The sequence below is a fragment of the Amycolatopsis coloradensis genome (genome assembly GCF_001953865.1).
In the GTDB taxonomy this organism is placed as follows: domain Bacteria; phylum Actinomycetota; class Actinomycetes; order Mycobacteriales; family Pseudonocardiaceae; genus Amycolatopsis; species Amycolatopsis coloradensis.
In genome coordinates this window covers 1-18,689 of the sequence record NZ_MQUQ01000018.1, presented here as the reverse complement: position 1 = coordinate 18,689, position 18,689 = coordinate 1, and the positions used below count along the sequence as shown (strand labels likewise).

At 65.8% G+C, this 18,689-nt stretch carries 17 protein-coding genes, 1 tRNA gene and 3 pseudogenes; 12 read left to right on the top strand and 9 right to left on the bottom strand.

The annotated features are described in order from the left end of the window. The first annotated feature begins 18 nt into the window (after positions 1–18). The 3 genes and pseudogenes from BS329_RS30740 to BS329_RS30735 all read left to right on the top strand — a co-directional run bounded on the left by BS329_RS30740 (position 19) and on the right by BS329_RS30735 (position 2,965). Complete coding sequence (locus BS329_RS30740) at positions 19–1,680, top strand: amidohydrolase (RefSeq protein ID WP_076165062.1); 1,662 nt, start codon at positions 19–21, stop codon at positions 1,678–1,680. Continuing rightward, a pseudogene (locus tag BS329_RS44810) lies at positions 1,677–2,269 on the top strand (MFS transporter); the annotation flags it as partial. The gene BS329_RS30740 and the pseudogene BS329_RS44810, both read left to right, overlap by 4 nt. Next, positions 2,270–2,965: an MFS transporter gene (locus BS329_RS30735; RefSeq protein WP_360909792.1), complete on the top strand. Its 696-nt coding sequence runs from the start codon at positions 2,270–2,272 to the stop codon at positions 2,963–2,965. Here the strand turns inward: BS329_RS30735 and BS329_RS30730 are convergent. Both BS329_RS30730 and BS329_RS30725 read right to left on the bottom strand, forming a co-directional pair. Continuing rightward, positions 2,962–4,536, bottom strand: coding sequence for a succinic semialdehyde dehydrogenase (locus BS329_RS30730; RefSeq protein ID WP_076165060.1), 1,575 nt, complete (start codon positions 4,534–4,536; stop codon positions 2,962–2,964). The two genes, BS329_RS30735 and BS329_RS30730, sit on opposite strands and share 4 nt — an antisense overlap. A 13-nt stretch (positions 4,537–4,549) precedes the next feature. Further along, positions 4,550–6,178 (bottom strand): GMC family oxidoreductase, encoded by a 1,629-nt coding sequence (locus BS329_RS30725; protein ID WP_076165058.1) that lies wholly within the window; start codon positions 6,176–6,178, stop codon positions 4,550–4,552. A 234-nt stretch (positions 6,179–6,412) separates the two neighbouring features. Between BS329_RS30725 and BS329_RS30720 the strand changes: the two genes are divergently transcribed. Together BS329_RS30720 and BS329_RS30715 are read left to right on the top strand one after the other, a co-directional pair. Then, the gene (locus BS329_RS30720; RefSeq protein ID WP_076165057.1) at positions 6,413–6,760 is read left to right on the top strand and encodes a hypothetical protein; all 348 of its coding nucleotides are present in this window, start codon (positions 6,413–6,415) and stop codon (positions 6,758–6,760) included. 70 nt (positions 6,761–6,830) lie between these two features. Then, the gene (locus BS329_RS30715; protein ID WP_143253281.1) at positions 6,831–8,213 is read left to right on the top strand and encodes an alpha/beta hydrolase family protein; all 1,383 of its coding nucleotides are present in this window, start codon (positions 6,831–6,833) and stop codon (positions 8,211–8,213) included. Here BS329_RS30715 and BS329_RS44805 read toward each other — a convergent pair. Further along, positions 8,210–8,485, bottom strand: coding sequence for a S1 family peptidase (locus tag BS329_RS44805; RefSeq protein WP_244197376.1), 276 nt, complete (start codon positions 8,483–8,485; stop codon positions 8,210–8,212). The genes BS329_RS30715 and BS329_RS44805 overlap by 4 nt on opposite strands. Between BS329_RS44805 and BS329_RS44800 the strand changes: the two genes are divergently transcribed. Next, on the top strand, positions 8,418–8,702 hold the full coding sequence (locus BS329_RS44800) for a hypothetical protein (protein WP_244197378.1): 285 nt from the start codon (positions 8,418–8,420) through the stop codon (positions 8,700–8,702). The two genes, BS329_RS44805 and BS329_RS44800, sit on opposite strands and share 68 nt — an antisense overlap. A 261-nt stretch (positions 8,703–8,963) precedes the next feature. Here the strand turns inward: BS329_RS44800 and BS329_RS30705 are convergent, their stop codons facing one another. Then, positions 8,964–9,986, bottom strand: a complete 1,023-nt coding sequence (locus BS329_RS30705) for an LLM class flavin-dependent oxidoreductase (RefSeq protein ID WP_076165054.1) — start codon at positions 9,984–9,986, stop codon at positions 8,964–8,966. Positions 9,987–10,258: 272 nt separating this feature from the next. On the opposite strand from BS329_RS30705, the gene BS329_RS30700 reads away from it, so the two are divergent. The 6 genes and pseudogenes from BS329_RS30700 to BS329_RS42895 all read left to right on the top strand — a co-directional run bounded on the left by BS329_RS30700 (position 10,259) and on the right by BS329_RS42895 (position 14,045). Then, a tRNA-Leu gene (locus BS329_RS30700) sits at positions 10,259–10,342 on the top strand. 326 nt (positions 10,343–10,668) lie between these two features. Beyond that, positions 10,669–10,995, top strand: a complete 327-nt coding sequence (locus BS329_RS42060; RefSeq protein WP_143253280.1) for a hypothetical protein — start codon at positions 10,669–10,671, stop codon at positions 10,993–10,995. Further along, positions 10,992–12,062, top strand: a complete 1,071-nt coding sequence (locus tag BS329_RS30690) for a tyrosine-type recombinase/integrase (RefSeq protein ID WP_244197354.1) — start codon at positions 10,992–10,994, stop codon at positions 12,060–12,062. The genes BS329_RS42060 and BS329_RS30690 overlap by 4 nt, the downstream gene beginning before the upstream one ends. Before the next feature lie 278 nt (positions 12,063–12,340). Continuing rightward, a pseudogene (locus BS329_RS44795) lies at positions 12,341–12,553 on the top strand (XRE family transcriptional regulator); the annotation flags it as partial. Positions 12,554–12,582: 29 nt separating this feature from the next. Beyond that, a pseudogene (locus BS329_RS44790) lies at positions 12,583–12,957 on the top strand (hypothetical protein); the annotation flags it as partial. 407 nt (positions 12,958–13,364) lie between these two features. Beyond that, positions 13,365–14,045 (top strand): hypothetical protein, encoded by a 681-nt coding sequence (locus tag BS329_RS42895; RefSeq protein ID WP_143253279.1) that lies wholly within the window; start codon positions 13,365–13,367, stop codon positions 14,043–14,045. Between the two features lie 729 nt (positions 14,046–14,774). Here the strand turns inward: BS329_RS42895 and BS329_RS30665 are convergent. The 5 genes from BS329_RS30665 to BS329_RS30645 all read right to left on the bottom strand — a co-directional run bounded on the left by BS329_RS30665 (position 14,775) and on the right by BS329_RS30645 (position 18,426). Beyond that, a complete protein-coding gene (locus tag BS329_RS30665) occupies positions 14,775–15,677 on the bottom strand; it encodes a LuxR C-terminal-related transcriptional regulator (RefSeq protein ID WP_084750395.1) in 903 nt (300 codons plus the stop codon). Then, positions 15,674–16,012 carry a hypothetical protein gene (locus BS329_RS30660; protein ID WP_076165051.1) on the bottom strand — a complete coding sequence of 113 codons (339 nt, stop codon included), beginning with the start codon at positions 16,010–16,012 and terminating at the stop codon, positions 15,674–15,676. Before BS329_RS30660 ends, BS329_RS30665 begins: the two co-directional genes overlap by 4 nt. 50 nt (positions 16,013–16,062) lie before the next feature. Next, positions 16,063–16,677 (bottom strand): Imm1 family immunity protein, encoded by a 615-nt coding sequence (locus tag BS329_RS30655; protein WP_076165049.1) that lies wholly within the window; start codon positions 16,675–16,677, stop codon positions 16,063–16,065. After that, positions 16,671–16,958 (bottom strand): DddA-like double-stranded DNA deaminase toxin, encoded by a 288-nt coding sequence (locus tag BS329_RS30650; protein ID WP_076165047.1) that lies wholly within the window; start codon positions 16,956–16,958, stop codon positions 16,671–16,673. Before BS329_RS30650 ends, BS329_RS30655 begins: the two co-directional genes overlap by 7 nt. A gap of 67 nt (positions 16,959–17,025) precedes the next feature. Then, positions 17,026–18,426 (bottom strand): RNA-binding domain-containing protein, encoded by a 1,401-nt coding sequence (locus BS329_RS30645; RefSeq protein WP_076165046.1) that lies wholly within the window; start codon positions 18,424–18,426, stop codon positions 17,026–17,028. Positions 18,427–18,689 lie beyond the last annotated feature (263 nt).

Here is an 18,689-nt window from a genome sequence, read left to right as displayed (position 1 = left end):
AACCCAGGAGTCCGCGCGATGCGCCTGTTGCCCCTCGATCGTTCAGTCCTCGACGCGACCGCGACGATCCTGCGTCCGGAAGAGCTGGTGACCGTGGACGACGCCACCGAAGGCGCCTCCGCGGTCCTCGTGTTCGGCGAGGAGATCGCCGCGGTCGGCTCGGTGGACGAATGCCGCGCCAGGGCGGCGAGCCTCGGCCATCCGGCGCCGGAGGTCCGGCGGTTGCCGGGCATCCTCCTGCCCGGCTTCGTCGACCCGCACGCGCATCCCCTGATGTACGGCCAGATGATGACCTGGGTCGACTGCGGCCCGCTGCGGGCTTCGTCCATTCCGGACATCGTCGCCCTGCTGCGTGAGGCGGCCGATCGCACACCGGCGGGAAGGCCCGTCCGCGGTTACGGCTACGAACACCGCAACCTCGCCGAGAAACTCCACCCCCGCAAGGAAGAACTCGACGCCGTCGCCGCCGATCGCGAGGTCTACCTCATGAACGCCAGCGGACACGGCGGCGTGGTCAACAGCTACACGCTGGCACGCAACGGCGTCACCCGCGACACCCCGGATCCCGACGGCGGCGTGTTCTTCCGCGACGAGCACGGCGAACTCACCGGCGAACTCTCGGACGCGGCGTGCAACATCCTCACCGGCGTCTCCGGGGTGAAGGTCGGCCACCACGGGCCGAACTTCCACCTCGAGGACGAGCCGGACGAGCACGAACGGCAACTCGCCGCCGCGCAAGAGAAGTTCCTCGCCGCGGGCGTGACCGCGATCGGCGACGCGCAGGTCACGCGCCGCGAGTTCGACATGTATCTGCGGCTCGACGAATCCGGGCGGCTCAAGACGCGGGTGCACATGTACCTGCTGTCGCATCTGCTCGACCAGAGCCTGGAAATGGGCCTGCACGGCGCCTTCGGCACTCCCCGGCTTTCCTTCGCCGGCATCAAGTTCTACGCCGACGGCACACTCGGCGGCTGGACCGCCTACTTCCCGGACGGCTACGTCGGCGACCCGTGCCGGACCGGGCAGCTTTATCACGAGCCCGCGGACTACGCGGCGCTGATCGCGAAGGCGCACGCGGCCGGTCTCCAGACCGCGACCCACGCCCAGTCCCCCACCGCGATCGCCATGGTGCTCGACGCCATCGAGGCCGCGCAGGCCCGAGATCCCCGTCCCGACGCCCGTCACCGCATCGAGCACTGCGGGCTGCCGTCGCCGGAGCAGATCGGGCGGATGGCCGCGCTCGGCGTCCACCCGGTCAACCAGCCGCAGCACTACTACAACTGGGGCGAGGGCGTCACCGACGCCGTCGGCACGCCGGGCGAACGCTTCAACCCCCTCGGCGAATTCCAGGCGGCGGGTGTGCCGGTCACGCTGAGTTCGGACGCGCCGGTCGCGGAGCCGAACCCGCTCGAAGCCATCCAGACCGCGGTGACCAGGACGACCCGGCGTGGTCACCGGCTGGGCGGCGACGACCTGCTGATCGACGTCCGGTCGGCCGTCGCCGCGCATACGATCGCCGGCGCCAGGGTGCTCGGCCGGGAACGCGACCTCGGCTCGATCACCCCCGGCAAACGCGCCGATTTCGTCCTTCTCAGCGAGAATCCCCTGACCGGCGAGCCCAGCCGGATCGCCGGTATCCGCGTGCTGGAGACCTGGATCGACGGCGAGGTGGCCCGATGACCGTCCAAACCGACACCCAGTCACTCCGGCGTGCCCGCAGGGCCGGACTCGCCGCCTTCGTCGGCACCACCGTCGAGTGGTATGACTTTTACATCTACGCCACGGCCGCGAGCCTGGTCTTCGGCACCGTGTTCTTCCCCGAGACCGGCGACAGGCTGACCGGGGTCGCGGCGGCCTTCGCGACCTACGCGGTCGGGTTCTTCGCCCGGGCGCTCGGCGGCATCGTGTTCGGGCACGTCGGCGACCGGGTCGGCCGCAAGACCGCGCTCGTGGTGACCCTCACGATGATGGGCGCGGCGACGTTCCTGGTCGGCTGCCTGCCCGGGTACGCCCAGATCGGCACGTGGGCACCCGTTCTGCTCGTGGTGCTCAGGTTCGTCCAAGGGCTCGCCGTGGGTGGCGAGTGGGCGGCGCCGTGCTCATGGCCGTCGAACACGCGCCACCGGACAAGAAGACCTTCTACGGCGCGTTCGCGCAGGCCGGTAACCCTGCGGGGGCATTGCTGGCCACCGGCCTGTTCAGTCTCCTGAGCACCGGTGGCACCGAATGGCTCAGCACGGTGGGCTGGCGAATCCCCTTCTTCGCTTCCGTGCTGCTCATCGGTGTCGGCCTCATCGTGCGCCTGAAGGTCGAGGAGTCGCCGGTCTTCGAGGAGAGCGCCGAAGAAACCGGCGCTCCGATCCTGTACGCCGTCCGGACGAACTGGAAGCCGATCCTGCTGGGCATCTGCGTGCTGCCCGTCGCGGTCGGCGGCTACTACCTCGTCACCACCTTCGCGACGGCGTACGCGACCGATCCCGCCGTCGGCGTCTCCGAATCGCTCGTGCTCAACGCGCTCACCATCGCCGCCTTCGTCGAGCTGGCCGTCAGCTTCGGCGCGGCCTGGCTCGGTGATCGCTTCGGCCGGGTGCGGGTGGTCGTCATCGGGCTCGTCGGCGTCGCCCTGCTCGCGGCACCGCAGTTCCTGGTGCTCTCGACCAAGAACACGGTGCTGATCATCGCGGCGTTCGTGGCGATGCGCCTCGCCATGACGGCGACCTACAGCCCGATCGCGGCCATCCTGTCGCAGATGTTCCGCCCGCGGGCGCGGTACACGAGCATCTCGCTGTCCTACCAGCTGGCGGGCGCGCTCTTCGGCGGCCTGTCACCGTTGGTGTCGACCCTGCTGTTCCAGGCGACCGGCAGTGTCTGGCCGGCGATCGGCCTGCTGATCGGCATGTGCGTACTCAGCATCGCCTGTGTGCTGGCCGCACCCCAGCACACCGACGTAACGGACACCGTCTAGCGGATCCGGAAGCGCCGCATGAGTTTCAGCCCGGAAAGCATGCCCTCGACATACTTTTCGTAGGTCTGGCCGCCACGGGGACCCATGACCTGTTTCTTGAGCACCGCCACGTTCTTGACGTCGGTGTACTTGAGCAGGCCCTGGTCCCCGTGGCGTGCGCCGACGCCGGAACTCTTGACACCGCCGGACGGTGTGCCCTTGGCGGCATAGGCGGTGGCGAGGATGTCGTTGATGTTGACGTTGCCCGACTCGATGCGCGAAGCCACGGCACGGGCGGCGCCGACGTCACCGCCCCAGACCGAGGCGTTGAGGCCGTACTCGGTATCGTTGGCCAACGCCACGGCCTCGTCGACCGTGCGGTACTTGTGCAGTGCGACAACGGGTCCGAAGGTTTCGGTGACACCGCAGAGCATGTCCTTGGTGACGCCTTCGAGGATCGTCGGTTCGAAGAACGCCGGGCCGAGATCCGGACGGGGCTTTCCTCCACAAAGGACAGTCGCACCCTTGGCCACGGCGTCGTCGACATGCGACTTGACCCGGCCCAGATGGTCGACGGAGACGAGCGAACCCATGTCGGGCCCGAAGTCGTAGGCGGCGCGAACGTCGAGCGCCTGGGTCTTGGCCACGTAGGCGTTCTTGAACTCGTCGTAGCGGGACTCCGGCAGGTAGATCCGCTCGATGTGCATGCAGATCTGCCCGGTGTTGCCGAACGCGCCGAAGATCGCGCCCTGCACGGCCTCGCCCAGATCGGCGTCTTCGAGCACGATCATCGGGTTCTTGCCGCCGAGTTCGAGGCAGCAGCCGATGAGGTTGCGGCCCGCCCGCTCGCCGATCACCCGGCCGGTGGCCGTGGAACCGGTGAACATCACGTAATTCGCCTGATCGATGAGCGTGGGGCCGACGTCCGGTCCCTCGCCGCACACGACCTGGAACAAGCCCTTCGGCAACCCGGCCTTCTCCAGCAGCTCGACGCCGTAGAGCGGGGACAGCGCCGTCTTGTTGTCCGGCTTCAGCACGACCGCGTTCCCGGCCATCAACGCCGGGACGGCGTCGGAAATGCCGGTGGCGAACGGGAAGTTCCATGGCGCGATGATGCCGACCACGCCTTTGGGCCGGCGGATCTCGGTCGACGTCGTCAGGAACGGGATCGGGCCGCCGCGTTTGGCCGGCGCCAGCAGTTTGGCGGCCCGCGTGAGGTAATGGCTCATCACCATCGCCGGGTCGCAGGTCTCTTCGATCGCCATCCGGCGGTTCTTGCCGCTCTCGGCCTGGATGAGGTCGGTGACGATCGGCGCGTTGTCGACGAAGAGCGTGTGCGCCCGCTTGAACACCTCCAGCCGCTGCTTGAGCGGCGTCACGGCCCATTCCTCCTGCGCGGCGCGAGCGGTGGTGAACGCCTGCTCGATATCCTCGGGTGTCGACTGGGGCAGCTCGACAAGCACGTCACCGGTGTAGACCTCGGTGAGCTTCCAGGTCGCGCCGGACGAACCCGGCACCCGGGCGACGAGCCGCCGCAGGAACGCGTCGGTCACCGACGCCGGACGGGTGAGCGCGAGCGGTGTGACGGTCATGGCCCTCTTTCCGTCAATTGTCCGACAGGACGAGCTGCGCGCCCATCTCGCCGATCATGATGGCCGGTGCGTTGGTGTTGCCGCCGGTGATCGACGGCATGATCGAAGCGTCGCAGACCCGCAGGCCTTCGACCCCGCGGACCTTGAGGTCGGGACCGACGACCGCGAGTTCGTCGACGCCCATCCGGCAGGTGCCGACACCGTGGTACACCGAGGTCGCGCGATTCAGGATCGCGTCACGCAACGCTTGGCCCCGTAGCCCTTTGCCCGGGTGGAGCTCTTCCTTGATCGAGCCGTTGAACGCCCCCGAGGCGAAGATCTCGCGGGCCATCTCCGAACCCTCGCCGAGCACCTCGAGATCGGCCGGATCGGACAGGTACCGGGGGTCGATGAGCGGTGCCGCCGTGGGATCGGCCGAAGCGAGTCGCAGCGTGCCGCGGCTCTTCGGGTAGATCAGCGTGGTCAGCACCGTGAGCGCGGGCCGCTTGTCGACGTCGTGCCGGATCGGCGCGTCCTGGTTGGGCGTCACGTACGCCCACGGCAGGAGGTGCAGCTGGAGGTCCGGGACCTCGGCGGCCTGCGACGTCTTGAGGAAAGCGACCGCCTCGAAGACCGAGTTCGCCAGGAAGGTCGTGCCGGGCCGCATCAGCTCCTTGACGAGGCCGCGTGCGAAATACGGCGGTGTGCCCTTGTTCTTGCTCGACGACACGTGGAACGTCAGCGCGTGGAACATGTGGTCGTGCAGGTTGTCGCCGACCGGCAGATCCGCCAGTACGTCGATGCCGTGCTCCTTCAGGTGCTCGGCGTGGCCGATCCCGGACAGCATCAGCAGATGCGCGGATCCGACGAAGCCCGCCGAGAGGATGACCTCCTTACCGGCGCGCAGCGTGCGCCCGCCTCCGTCCGCGTCGACGACATCGACGCCGACGGCGCGGCCGTTCTCGATCAGCACTTTCTTCGCCAGCACCCCGGACTGGACCTCGAGCGTCGCGGGCGCGAGGTGGTGGATGTACCCGCGCGAGGCGCTGTAGCGCAGGCCGTCGGCGGCGTTCTGCTGCATCCGGCTGACGCCCTCTTGCGACTCGGCGTTGTAGTCGTCGAGGATCTCGCAACCGATCGCGTCGGCGGTCGCCTGGAGGAACTGGAGTGTGCCCTCCTGTGGGATCTTGTTGCGGGTGACCCGGATCGGCCCGCCCGCGCCGCGGAACTCGCTCTCGCCGTCCTCGAAGTCCTCCATCCGCTTGTACGCGGCGTTGACGCTGTCGGCGTCCCAGCCCTTGTTGCCCTCCGCGGCCCACGAGTCGAAGTTGGCGCGGTTGCCGCGGACGTAGACCATGCCGTTGATGGAGCTGGAGCCGCCGACCACCTTGCCGCGCGGCACCGGCATCCGGCGATCGAGAACGTGTTTCTGCGGCACCGAGTAGTAGCCCCAGTCGAAGGGCTTCTTGAGCTGCGGCACCGCGTGCATCGGGCCGACCAAGCCCGGCTTCTTGACCAGCAGCTTCTCGTCGCTTTTACCCGCCTCGAGCACGATCACGCTGGCCCCGGCCGCCGCCAGCCTGCCGGCGATCGCCGCTCCCGAGCTGCCCGATCCGACGACCACGTAATCGGCCTCGTCGCCGCGCGGCGCCCTGTTCGCCATTTCCGCTCCTCGGTCCGCCACCGTGCAGAACTGTAACCTGTTCTAGTTCCGTCACCGTATAGCGAGACCGGCCGGTTGCGCAACGCCCGGCCCGCGAACCGGGCGGTCGCGTCCCGCGCCCGTCGATCACCGACCGGATCGGTCGACCCACGATCAGGTCGAGCACCGGTACCGGCGAGTGGACGTGACCGGGAGACCTACCGGAGTTCTCGATCAGCTCTTTACTGTCGTCCCATGCGTAAACTCAACGCTTTCCTCGCCGTCGTCAGTGCTGTCGCCCTGTGTTTCGCCATTCCGGCGACGGCCTCCGCGGCCGAAGGCGAATTCAGTTACCGCTACTACGACGCAGAGGGGGAAATCCAGGTCGGCTCCCTGGTCGATCCGCCCAGCCGCGAATGCATCGAGATCCCCGAAACAGCCGACTGGGACGTCTCCGCCGCCTTCCGCCCGCGCAACAACACCGACTCACGCGCGGTGGTGTTCAAGAACGCCGAATGCGAGGGAGACGACTACTTCTCGCTCCGTCCCCACGGCGGCCACGGCTCGGACAGGCTTCTCCTGCGCTCGGTGATCTTCAGCTAGCCGAAGCCGGGAATTCGGAGCTGGACAATTAACCCGGTTCACCGGAAAGATGACCGCCGGGGTGATTGTCATGGCGCGGCGTGGTTTGATCTTCATGGTTCTCTTCACCACCTTACTGGGGCTGGTGGTCCCGAGTGCCTCGGCCGCCGGACCGGTCACCAGATACGAGGGCGAACTCGAAGGTGCCCGATATCTGGTCCTGGTGCCGGAAAACTGGAACGGCACGCTGGTGCTGTGGAGTCACGGCATGTACTCCCTTGCCTATCCGGAGCCGGATCGGATCGCGCTGACCTCCCAGCTCTCGACCGAATCCTTCTTGCTGGAGCAGGGCTACGCGCTGGCCGCTTCCCAGTACCGCGCCGTACGCGGCTGGTCGATCGAGGAGGCGCTGACCGACCAGATCCGGTTGCACGACTGGTTCGGCCGCACGGTCGGCCCGCCCCGCCGGACCATCGCGGCGGGCGAATCGGTGGGGGCGATCACCGCGACCCTGCTCGCCGAGCGAAACCCGCGCCGGTTCGCCGGGCTGATGACCTTCTGCGGCAACCTCGCGGGCGGGGCCGCGCACTGGAACTCCGGGCTCGATCTCGGTCACGCGCTGAACACCTTGCTGGACGCGCGGCTCCAACTGGTGCGGATCACCGACCCCGAAGCCAACACGGACAGGTTCCTAAACGTGGTTCAGGCCGCCATCGAGAACCCGGAAAGCCGGGCCAGACTCGCCTTGGCGAACGCGCTGGCCGAGATCCCCGGCTGGCTGGACCCCACCCGGCCCAGGCCTCCGGACGTCTCGGAGCAGGTTTTCTGGCAAGCCGCCTGGGATCGCTTCTACCGCGTCAGCGCGTTCGGCGTCGACAGGGTCGCCTTGGAACAGCGCGCGGGTGGCAACCCGAGCTGGAACGCCGGCGTCGATTACCGGCGGATCCTGGCGAACGCCGGTGAGCGGCCGCTGGTGGAACGGGCCTACGCGGAGGCGGGGCTGGATCTCGGCGCCGACCTCGACAAGCTGGCGAAAGCGCCGCGGATCTCCCCGGATCCGGCCGCGGCGGGTTACCTCGCCCAGTTCGGGCTGCCGCTGGGGCGCACCCCGTTCCCGGTGCTGACCATGCACACCGTCGCGGACGGCACCGCGCCTGCCGCACACGAACGCGCCTACGCCGAACGAGTCGCACTGGTCGGTGACCGGCGGAACCTGCGTCAGCTGTTCGTGAACCGGGCCGGGCACTGCGTGTTCACCGGGTCCGAAGAGATCACCGCGCTGCGCATCCTGGAGCGGCGGCTGGACGACGGAAGCTGGCCATCGGCCGATCCTGCCGCGCTGAACGCCGACGCCGTCAAGCTCGCGCCGGAGCACCAGACAATCTTCGACGCCGTCCGGGACATCAGGGTGACGACCACCCCGGCGTTCGCGCGCCACTCCCCTCCCCCATACCCGCGGATCCTGCCGTTCTAGGTTCCGGTGAGGATCGTCAGCCCGTAGGCCGACAGGACGCGGTTGACCGGGAAGAAGTAGGTGGTGCCGCCGCTGGCGCAGTTCCCGCTGCCGCCGACCAGCACGCCCTGCGCCTGCGTCCCGCTGACGAACGGCCCGCCGTTGTCACCCGGCTCGGCACACACGGAAGTGCGGGTCAAGCCGGTCAGCGTTCCTTCAGGGAAGGTGATCGACACGTTCTTCGCCTGGATGATCCCGCACCGCCAGCCGGTGGTCGCGCCGTACCTGCACACCGAGGCGCCGACCGGGGCCTCGGCCGACCCGGTGATCGTCACCCGGCTGTCGGTGGGCGGGATCGAACCCACCAACCGCCAGTCGGTCGTATTGGTCACCCGGATGACGATCGCGCCGTTCGGCGGAAACTGCGCCGCCGTGACCACCCCGACCACGCGGCCCGCGCTGCGAACGGTGTCACCGGGTTTGCCACAGGCGGAACTCGCGATCAAGTAGCCGGCATTCCCCGAGACGGCGGCGAATCCGGCAGTGCACCGAGACGAGAAACTGGTTTGCAGGAGGCTCCCGCCCCCGAGCGGGGCGGGAGCGCTCGCTTGAGCGAGGGTCGGCATGGCGAGGCAGAAGGCCAGGACCAGGCCGGACAGACAGCGGAATCGGGGCAGTCTCATGGGACCCTCCGATGGCCGGGGAATGCCTCGATCCTAACGAGGCCCGGCACTCCTGCCCATCGGCCGAATCGCGCATTCCCTCGCCACCTCAGCGCCAGCCGAGCTCCGGCGCCACGTGCGTGAGGATGCTTTCCAGCACGTGCGCGTTGTACTCGACACCGAGCTGGTTCGGGATGGTCAGCAGCACGGTGTCCGCCGCCTGGATCGCCTCGTCCGCCTTGAGCTCCCGCACCAGCTCGTCCGGCTCGGCGGCGTACGAACGGCCGAAGATCGCCCTGGTCGTCTCGTCGATCATGCCGACCTGGTCACGCGACTCACGGTCGCGGCCGAAGTAGGCGCGGTCCAGGTCGTTGGTCAGCGCGAAAATGCTGCGGCTCACCGACACCCGCGGCTCGCGTGGGTGACCCGCCTCTTTCCACGCTTCACGGTAGGCCTCGATCTGCTTGCGCTGCTGAACGTGCAGCGGCTCACCCGTCTCGTCGTCCTTGAGCGTGGAACTCTGCAAGTTCATGCCCAGCTTCGCGGCCCAGACCGCCGTCGCGTTGGAGCTGGACCCCCACCAAACACGCTCACGCAAGCCCTCGGAGTACGGCTCGAGCCGCAGCAGCCCCGGCGGGTTGGCGAACATCGGCCGCGGGTTCGGCTGCGCGAAGCCCTCGCCGTCGAGCAGCTTGAGGAAGACCTCGGTGCGCTGCCGGGCCATGTCCGCGGCGGTCTCCCCCTCCGCCGGGCCGTACCCGAAGTAACGCCACCCGTCGATCACCTGCTCCGGGGATCCCCGGCTGACACCGAGCTGAAGCCTGCCGCCCGAGATGAGGTCGGCCGCGCCGGCGTCCTCGGCCATGTACATCGGGTTTTCGTAGCGCATGTCGATCACGCCGGTACCGATCTCGATCCTCGACGTCCGGGCACCGATCGCCGACAACAACGGAAACGGACTACCCGCCTGCCGCGCGAAGTGATGCACGCGGAAGTACGCGCCGTCGACACCGAGCTCCTCGGCCGCGACGGCCAAATCGATCGACTGATGCAGGAAGTCGGCGGCGGACCGGGTCTCGGAGTGCGCGCTCGCCGACCAGTGGCCGAACGAGAGGAAACCAATCTTCTTCACGTCACGTGTAAGCGTCCGGTGACCGGGTTTGATTCCCTGCCCCGACGTCATGCCACGCCCTGAACCACCCTGCCGATAGTCACTCTAGGTCACATGACGTCACGTTCTGCCTTTATAGCTCTCGACCTGCGAACTTACGGGCCACGCTTGCCGCATCGGGATCTCACGGCTGCCCGACGGTAACCGATCATGGTCTCAACGTGAGTCGTCGTGACGATACGTACCCCCCTGATTCAGGGCCTCTGGGCGACGTATACTCTCTTCATCAGCAAGTCCGAGTGGCGGAATGGCAGACGCGCTAGCTTGAGGTGCTAGTGTCCTTAACGGACGTGGGGGTTCAAGTCCCCCCTCGGACACGTCAGTGCGTGATTGGTCCCCAGTTACGCAGGTACTTTGACACACGACGTTGTTACTTGCACACCCCCTGTGTGCCGCAACAGATGCGGCCCGGGGGGTTAAGTGCTGTCTACAGGCACGAAGTCGGCCGTGTCCCTGCGGCCGCACGGTGTCCCGGCGTGGGCTCAGCAGGTGCGCGATGACAGACAGTGTCGTAGCTCCGCTGGTGTCGCCCCCATCTCCAGGTGATGGTCTACGGCGCCGGGCCGCACAAGACGAGAAGCCGGAGCCCCTGCCCCTGGCGGCGATCCCGTCGATTCCGCGTGGCACGCCGGTGTCTTACGCGATGGCAAGACTGGACGCTTCCGGCCGGATCTCCGATCAAGCGACCCTGCATGTACTGGGCTGGGCGCCGGGAGAACCGCTGACGATAACCGCCGTGGACGGCGCGGTCATCCTTCGGCGGGACCCGCGCGGCGTCTTCACTCTCGCGCCGGCCGGATACCTGCAGATTCCGGCCCCCCTGCGCACGAGGCACGGGTTGACAGCGGGCGACCGGGTACTTCTGACCGCGGTCCCCCGTCGCGCCACGCTCCTGATCTACACCACGGCCCTGTTGCATCAGCAGCTCGTCGATCACCACAGCAGTTTGCTGGGAGGCGACCAGCCGTGACCCTGACCTCTCCGCCGTTCGGCGCAGGGCAGGATCGGGCGGCCAATCTGGACGCGGCCCGGCTACTGCTCTCCAGCCTAGGTATCACGCCCGCCGACTTGCTGGACACCGCCGCCCCGCGCCCGCCCGCGCCGACATTCGCGGTCTACGTGCCCGTCGTGTCCGATGCCGTCTCGCCCGGCACGCGCAAGACCTACCAGCCCTACTGGAACTACGTAGTGGATCGCTGGGGCACACGCGGCATCGATGAACCCTCCCCGTCCGAGATCAAAGCCTTCAGCCAGGTCATCAAGGCCCAGGCCGAGCAACGTGGACGCCGCAACGCCCGCGGTGGCACCAGCGCCGTGGAGAATTTCATCGCCGCCATGCGTTGCCTCTATCGGCACGCCGAAGCCGACGACCTCATCGATCACCACGACAACCCCGCATCCAAGGTCGACAAGCCCCGCCGTGCCGACTCTCCCCGGTACGCCTTGCCACCCGATCAACTGGTGAGTATCAACCACTACGCCGCCACCACTGGCAATGACCCGGAACTCGATGCTCTTCTCCTGCGCTTTCATACTGAAACAGCAGCTCGTCGCCAAGGGGGTCTCAACCTTCGGCCTCAAGACCTCGATGCAGAACAGTGCTTGGTCTACCTGCGGGAGAAAGGCAGCAAACACCGCTGGCAACCCGTATCCCCCACTCTCATGCGGCACCTGCGGTCGCACGCCAAGGACCGCCATTCCGTCGAGCCTCACAAACAACTCTTCCGCTACCGCAGCGGCCAACCCATCACCAGCCGCCGCTATGACCACCTGTGGGACAGACTCGGACGCCACCTCCCCTGGATCTACACCCAGGACGTCTCCACACACTGGTTGCGCCACACCACTCTCACCTGGGTCTCCCGCGCCTTCGGCCGCGCCGTCGCCTCCGGCTACGCCGGCCACTCCAGTAAGGCCAGCACGAACCACGACGGCACCATCGGCGTCTACGACAAGGCCACTCTGCAGGAAATCGCGAGGGCTTTGGAGGCTCTCACCGGTGAACCGCACCCCCTGGCCACAACTCGCATCGACTGACCAGCGCACGTTCCCCTCCACGAGCAAATCCGGCTCAAGCCATGCATTGGCAGCTCGCTGGATGCACCTGTGTCCAGCCTCTGCCCGTATGTGGACGGTTCCAGGTCTTCCCCTGGACTCGATGGGGTCTGGCCTGATCCAGGTCTCCCCCTGGGCGCTCCAAGGTCGTCCCAAGGGCGGTGTTCGAACCAGCAGCTATCCAAGGACTATCCGAGGGCTCCGTCGGGCGCTGTGCCCGGTCCTTTCCAGTTCACGTCAGCCGGAGCGCCCATATCGACGCCACCTCCCCGCTTCTGCCACTCCCCCGGCTCAACCGGGCGCTCGGAACCCTCTGGGAGCGCTACGACGCCGAACAAGGGCTGTGGGCCTGGGGAAGCGGGGATCTACCCATCTGGCAGACGCTCGACGCCGTCACCTCCCTCCGCGCGGCCGCGCTCGCCGTCGCCGCGCCCCCGCTCAGCCCTCCAGGAACCCCAGGTACGACTTCATGATCGACACTCCGCCATCGACGACCACCGCCGATTTCCGGATCCGGCTCCACGTCTGGCCGGAGTCCGCGGAACCGTCGCGCGGCGAATCCAATCCGCACAGCCACCGATGGGAATTCGCCTCGACCATCATCGCCGGAGAAGGCTTGCACATGGCCGGGTTCCGCGAAACCACCGAAGGCGGCAAGGCGCACAACCGGTACCGCTACGGTGCCGATCCGGCGAATCCGGCCGCCTTGCTCGCGGACGGCGAAGCCCGCCTCGAGGTGGAGAATCGCCCCGGCTTCGGCAGGGACGAGGGCGCCGCGCTGACCCTGGAGATCGTCAACCACCTGCGGCATCCAGTGTTCCTGCACCCCGGCACCCGGATCTTCAATCTCATGCTGTTCGCCACTACCGGTAGCGACCGGCGCCCGCCCGCAGAAGGCACGTGTCACGCGGCGGGATTCATCCTTGTACTCTACCTAGGGGCTAGGTAGAGTACCGGCATGCCTGGCCCAAGGATGACGCTTCCAACTCAACTGGTTTTACGAGAGCTTGTCGCTGATCCAGCCCGCGAGATGTATGGCTTGGAGATCTGCGGTGCCGCAGGCCTGCCCAGCGGCACAATCCACCCAATCCTGACCAGGCTAGAGAAGGCAGGTTGGCTGCGTAGCCGCTGGGAACGGATTGACCCCAGCGAATTGGGGCGTCCCCGGCGACGCTACTACAGTTTGGACCCGAATAGTTTAGGTGTCGTCCAAGCTGCTTTACGCCGGACAGAAGCCTCCACACAGGCTTTGTCGCGCCTGCGTCCAGGCATGGCCGGTGGCGCATGATCGACACAATCGCTGCCACTCTAGATCGCCTATGCAAAATCGCCGCCTTCAATGGACGTCAAATCGGAATTCAGGGTCCAGTCAAGGAACTAAAACGCAACAGTGAGATTGCTTACAATCAAGCCGAGATCCTTAGCCGGGAATACGGATTGAACTTTGGCTTCAATGAACCCATCGAAGGACCGTCGTCTACCAGCAACAAGGATTTCGATACTGAAATATTCGTCGGTGAGCTAAGTTCCGCCTGCTATGCCCTTAGAGGAATTTCTCATGAACTGGAAGGCATAGCAGCCAAGATACCCGCATACGCCGCAATTCAGGGTCGCATACGCGCCCGCGCCTTTGTGCACGAGTTTTACACACTTCTTGAACTTGCCGATGAGGTGTCCAAAAAGGCGAACGGCGCATATAGGTCTCAACTCATTGATCACATCGTCAACAAACAGGTGCGGAAAACGTCCTATCGCTTAACCAAAGTCGCAGCTGGAATCCTCCCAATCGGCAGTCGCATAGACTACGAAGAACGATTTCGCTCCGAACTTTTCGACCTTGCCGAAAGCGGCTCGGGATGGTGGAAACAGGTGCGCCACTCGCTTCGAGTCCTCATCAGGGCACCGTGGCTTCGATACGAAATACGCGCCATGACACTGTCGCCAAGGAGAAGTAGCGATGACTGACACTTCACCTACGCGACCGCCCCCCAATAAAGGATGTCCGCGCGGCATTATCGGATATACGATATAAGATCGAGAGCGCACACGGAATGCGTTAGCCGTGATCAGATGGGCAACCCTTGTGGTTCTCATCCTCGCTGCGGCAATTGTGGCAATGGCGACACTTGCGCCGGTAGCCGCGGTCGGCATTGTCGGGACCGCATTAAGCGCAATCGGTGCAGCGCAAAGACGCAAGCGCAACACCATCAATCAGAGTCGATAAAAGCATGGTCTGTGGCCAGCTCCGCCCAGACCGACCAGTCCTCGCTGCCTTCCGCCAACGTTAAGGATTTCGAAGTCGAGGACTGATGGACCGAACACGGGCAGACGGCGATGCGCGAGACCCCGAGTAGGTGCTGACCACCGCCACGGACCAAGCGTGCTAACCAGGACTCCGAAGGAACCCGCTTGGGTAGGCGAGGTCCAGCAGCTGCTACTGATGCCCTCGCGGTAGTCGTTAGCCGATCTCGACGAAGGTATTGTTCGGCACTCTGCCGCAGCGTTCCCGGACGCGAACGCCGACGACAAGACCGAGCCTGGAGTGAGACAGCTGAGCGGCCGCCGAGGCCTCCGGCTCGCCTGACGTGGAGGTATGTCCCATTAGTTTGACCTTCAACAACGGAATCGAAGCTACCGTTTTAGGACCGTCGAGTTCGCCCAGCAGCCGTTTCGAAATCTTCCGTTGTTCGCGGGTCAGCTTTCGGGCCTGATGGCTCTCGACCGATACTCGGTGATGTCGGCCGCTCTGATGAGTCCATCCTGGATAGCGCGGGCGAGCAGGGCTTCCTTGGTCGATGCTCGGCGGCCGACCGCAGCGTATTTGGTTCGGGCCCGGTCGATGTACTGCCGGACCGTTGCCTCGCTGATGCTCATCCTGGCTCCTACCGAGGCTTCCGACATGCCTTGGAACCAGTACTTGAGCACGGCGAGTTCTTGCTTGGACAGTGCAGGCCGCAACGGTCGGGCGTCGGCGATCATCGCGCCGGCTGTCGTGGGAGTAACGTAGGGGCGGTCGGTAGCGGCGGCGACGATCGTCTCCACGCAGTGCTCGCGGCTCCCGTCTTTATCCAGGAATTCCGCGCCCGCGTCGAGTACCGCGAGCACGTACTCTGGCTCGGAGTGAGCGGAAAACACCACCACCCGGTGTCCCGCCCCGGTGAGACCAGCGATCCGGTCGACGATAAGCGTGCCTCGCAGATTCAGGTCGACTAGCAGGACGTCGGCGGTGCCGCCGGGGCCGGCAAGGACTTCGTCGACGTCTGCCCCGCTCGCCACGATCCGTACCCGCCTGCCTGGATCACGGTCCACCCATGCCCGAACGCCGTCGATCGCGACCTCATGGTCTGCGATGATCGCGACGGTTACCTGCCGGTCCAGCTGGTTTGCGTCCACAGCGGCAGCTGTGACCCCTGTCTCGACGGCGCTCTCCGATGAGTCACGAGCAACAGGGTTCGTATCGACGATCTCGTCGCCAGGCAGCGAGTTCGCGATCGCCCGGACAATTTCCGGCGCCACTCGTCCCTGTTTCTCGTCCAGAAGCAGACGTAGTTGCGCGGCAGCGATCTGCTCCTCGGTTACGCGACGCGATCGAGTCATTCGCCCTGCCCCGTCTTCTCTGCCGAGTTCAGTATGTCGCCGAGCACACGCTGGTGGAACACATCGAGCAGCCGATACTCGTCCTGCTCCGCGAGCTCTGATCTGGCCAGTTTCATCATAAGACTCAGCCCGGCTGTACGCTTCACCGCTGACTCGTCGAGAGCTAGCTCTGCGGCCCAGGTGAACCGGCGCCACCATTCCTCGCGACGCGCCGCCCGCTCCCGCTGCTCAGTCGCCCGGTCATTCGCCCGCACACCAAGGCGCGCCCCCAGGAAGGCGCCCGAGGTCGCGAGGATGCCGACCAGGGCGGTCACACCGATCTGCCACCAGGTCACTGCCTGAGCCCGCCCTCTCCATCCGCTAGGCAGCACACCCTACCGACATGTCAGTAGTGCCGAGACCAGGACACAACACAGAGAATCCAGAGAGCAGAGCCGAAGTTCGACCTGCGGCGCTCGTCGCCCGCGGAGTATCCAACCCCAGCCCCTGGCACCGACTCCAACAGCTTGCCTCCGACTGGAACACCGCGCGAACCACACCCCGTCGGCGGGATGCAGAGCGCAATCACGCAGCAAGTGAAGACTTCCCGCCACCGCACCCCAGTGGGCCGGACACCGCCCGAGGCCACATAGTCGTGGACCGCTTGCCGGACATCTACCATTGAGATCTCCGCGTTGCTCGGAACCTCGCGCTCGTGGGACTGGTAGTCGTAGGCCACCGGCTCCGGCGATGTTCCGCCCGACGTGCTGATCACGCTCGTCTCGTCCTTGCCCGCGTAGCCGACAAACCCGCACGTGGTAGCCGCCGCGCGCACACCGAACTGAAGGATCGACCAGCCGTCCTCGTCTCGGTGGTCGATCAGGGCCACCAAGCCCACCTCGACCTCCGGCGACTCGGCCTCGGCCACCATCCGGTCCAGCAGCTCGTCCACCTCCGTGGGCGTGCTCACCGCGAGGGGTTCCCGCTGACCTGGGTCGAACCAGGCATCGAACGTCACCACTGCTTATGTCCCCGATACACCGTCGTGAACCCGCCCGTCCCGTGGACCGTCAGCGTGCTGCCCTCTGGCAGCACCACGCCCAGCAGATCGTCACAGCATGCCTGGCCCTTGCAGGGCACGTTGTTGATGACCACCGTGGCGTCCGTGATCCCGCTGTCGCGCATCTCGGCGGCGATCTTGAGTTCCACGTCCGCGGCGGCCGTCAGCGGCACGAACGGGCACCCGGCCTCCTTCACGATCTCGTTCACACGGTCCGTGCGGTCGTCCCGTCCGCTGGTCACCGGCGGCTGCTACATCCTGACGTGCCCGCGCGACTGGGCCCTCGTCATACTCGCGTAAGTCGTCCGCTCACTTAATGGAAACGAGACGCGATATGCCTGCTTGATTCATGACATCGAGTGCGACGCGCCGAATCTGGTCGAGGTAGCCCTCGTCCGCCACCGTCGTTCTGATCGTGGTTTCCACGGGAATGAAATGAGTGATGCGAGATGGACCGCTGCCGAGTTGGAAACCGCCGTCGTTGACATGGTTGACAGTGATCGGCCCTCGGTTCCGGTGCTCAAGACCCAAGCGGACTTGATAGTCCACCTTGTCACCGGACTCGGCCGCTTTCCTGATAAGGGCCAGGAGGTCAGCGACGAACCATTCGAATCGTCGTGAGCTGATGGTTGTGTCGTCGGCGGAACTCGTCCGGAGCGGCATGCCTCCGATGACCGCGGCGAGACTGACAGAGCCATCGAAGTGCACTTCCGCCCACGCTTCCCGCCATGGCTCGGAACTGCTGCCAGGACTCGCCACCCAACGACGAAAGCCGGTCCCGACGGCGGGATAAACACTGTTGAGGGGGCGGTACTTGGACGAGCCGGCGATGCTAGTGCCGAGCTCAATCGCGCCGTCGACGATGCGGTTCGCATCGAGCCGGCTCAACGGGCTGCCGGAACTCGGGCTCGTCCGAGGGTGCGCCACGCCGATCATCCATACTCGCTGGTCAGTGACGCGCTGGAGACGCGCCTGATCGAAGGCCTCCTTGAGCAGGCGCTGTACCTGACCTAGCTCTTGTTCGCGCTGGAGGCGCGCTTGCTTGAAATCATCCTCAAGCTGACGCTGCGCCTGCTCCTTTTCGCGTTGAAAACGTTCTTGTTCGCGCTGAAGGCGTTCTTGACTGACGTCCTCTTCAAGTCGGAGCCGTTTCTGTTCCAGCTCTCGTTCGCGCTGGAGCTGCACCTTGCGTTGATTATCCAGCCGGGTTCGGTAAAGTCGTTCGAGTTGCGGCTCGCGCATCCAAATAGTGTCTGCGTCATTTCGGATCGGTGCGCCGAAGTGCTCACCGCGATAGATGAGATGCGGGACGTCAACACTGTAAGGCACGACGACGACGAGAGCACGCTCACGGTCGTCACCAAGCGGAAACAATTTAATCTTACGCACAGGCGGGTGAATATGGTTAACCGCCGCCACCTGGAAAGTTCGTACATAGTTTTCGGTCACCTCGCCGACGTGTACTCGACTTGTGGCTTTTTTCTGATCTTCAGCGACGCCGTAGATAATCACACCGCCGCCACTGTTGGCCATCGCTGCGATGTCTTTCAGAACGTCGCTCTTCGCAATTTCCTTGGCCACCGGGAACGACTTTTTCCAGTCAAGATCGTCCATTTCGGATATTTGCGCGCGGACGGCGGCGTCAATCATGTCGTTAGTCAGTGGGCTCGCCGGCATCCCCAGAGCGCGATGCAGCGCGGTGTAAGGCATCGCCAGATCCTACTCAGAGGCGAGACTCCTGCTGCTGGCTCATCGATTCAACCGACCGCCGCCCACCGATCCTCGACCTCCTCCACCAAGCGCTGCGGGCTGCCGACCGCTGTGGCGAACCCATCACCGCGCAACCAGGCCAGTCAGCAAGTCGCGTCATGATCGGCACCGCACGGGCCGCGCCCTGCCGTGAGCGGAGTCCCGAGCGCAATCACGCAGCTAGTGCCTCATCAAGAAACGTTGACGTCGTAACCGTGTCGCGT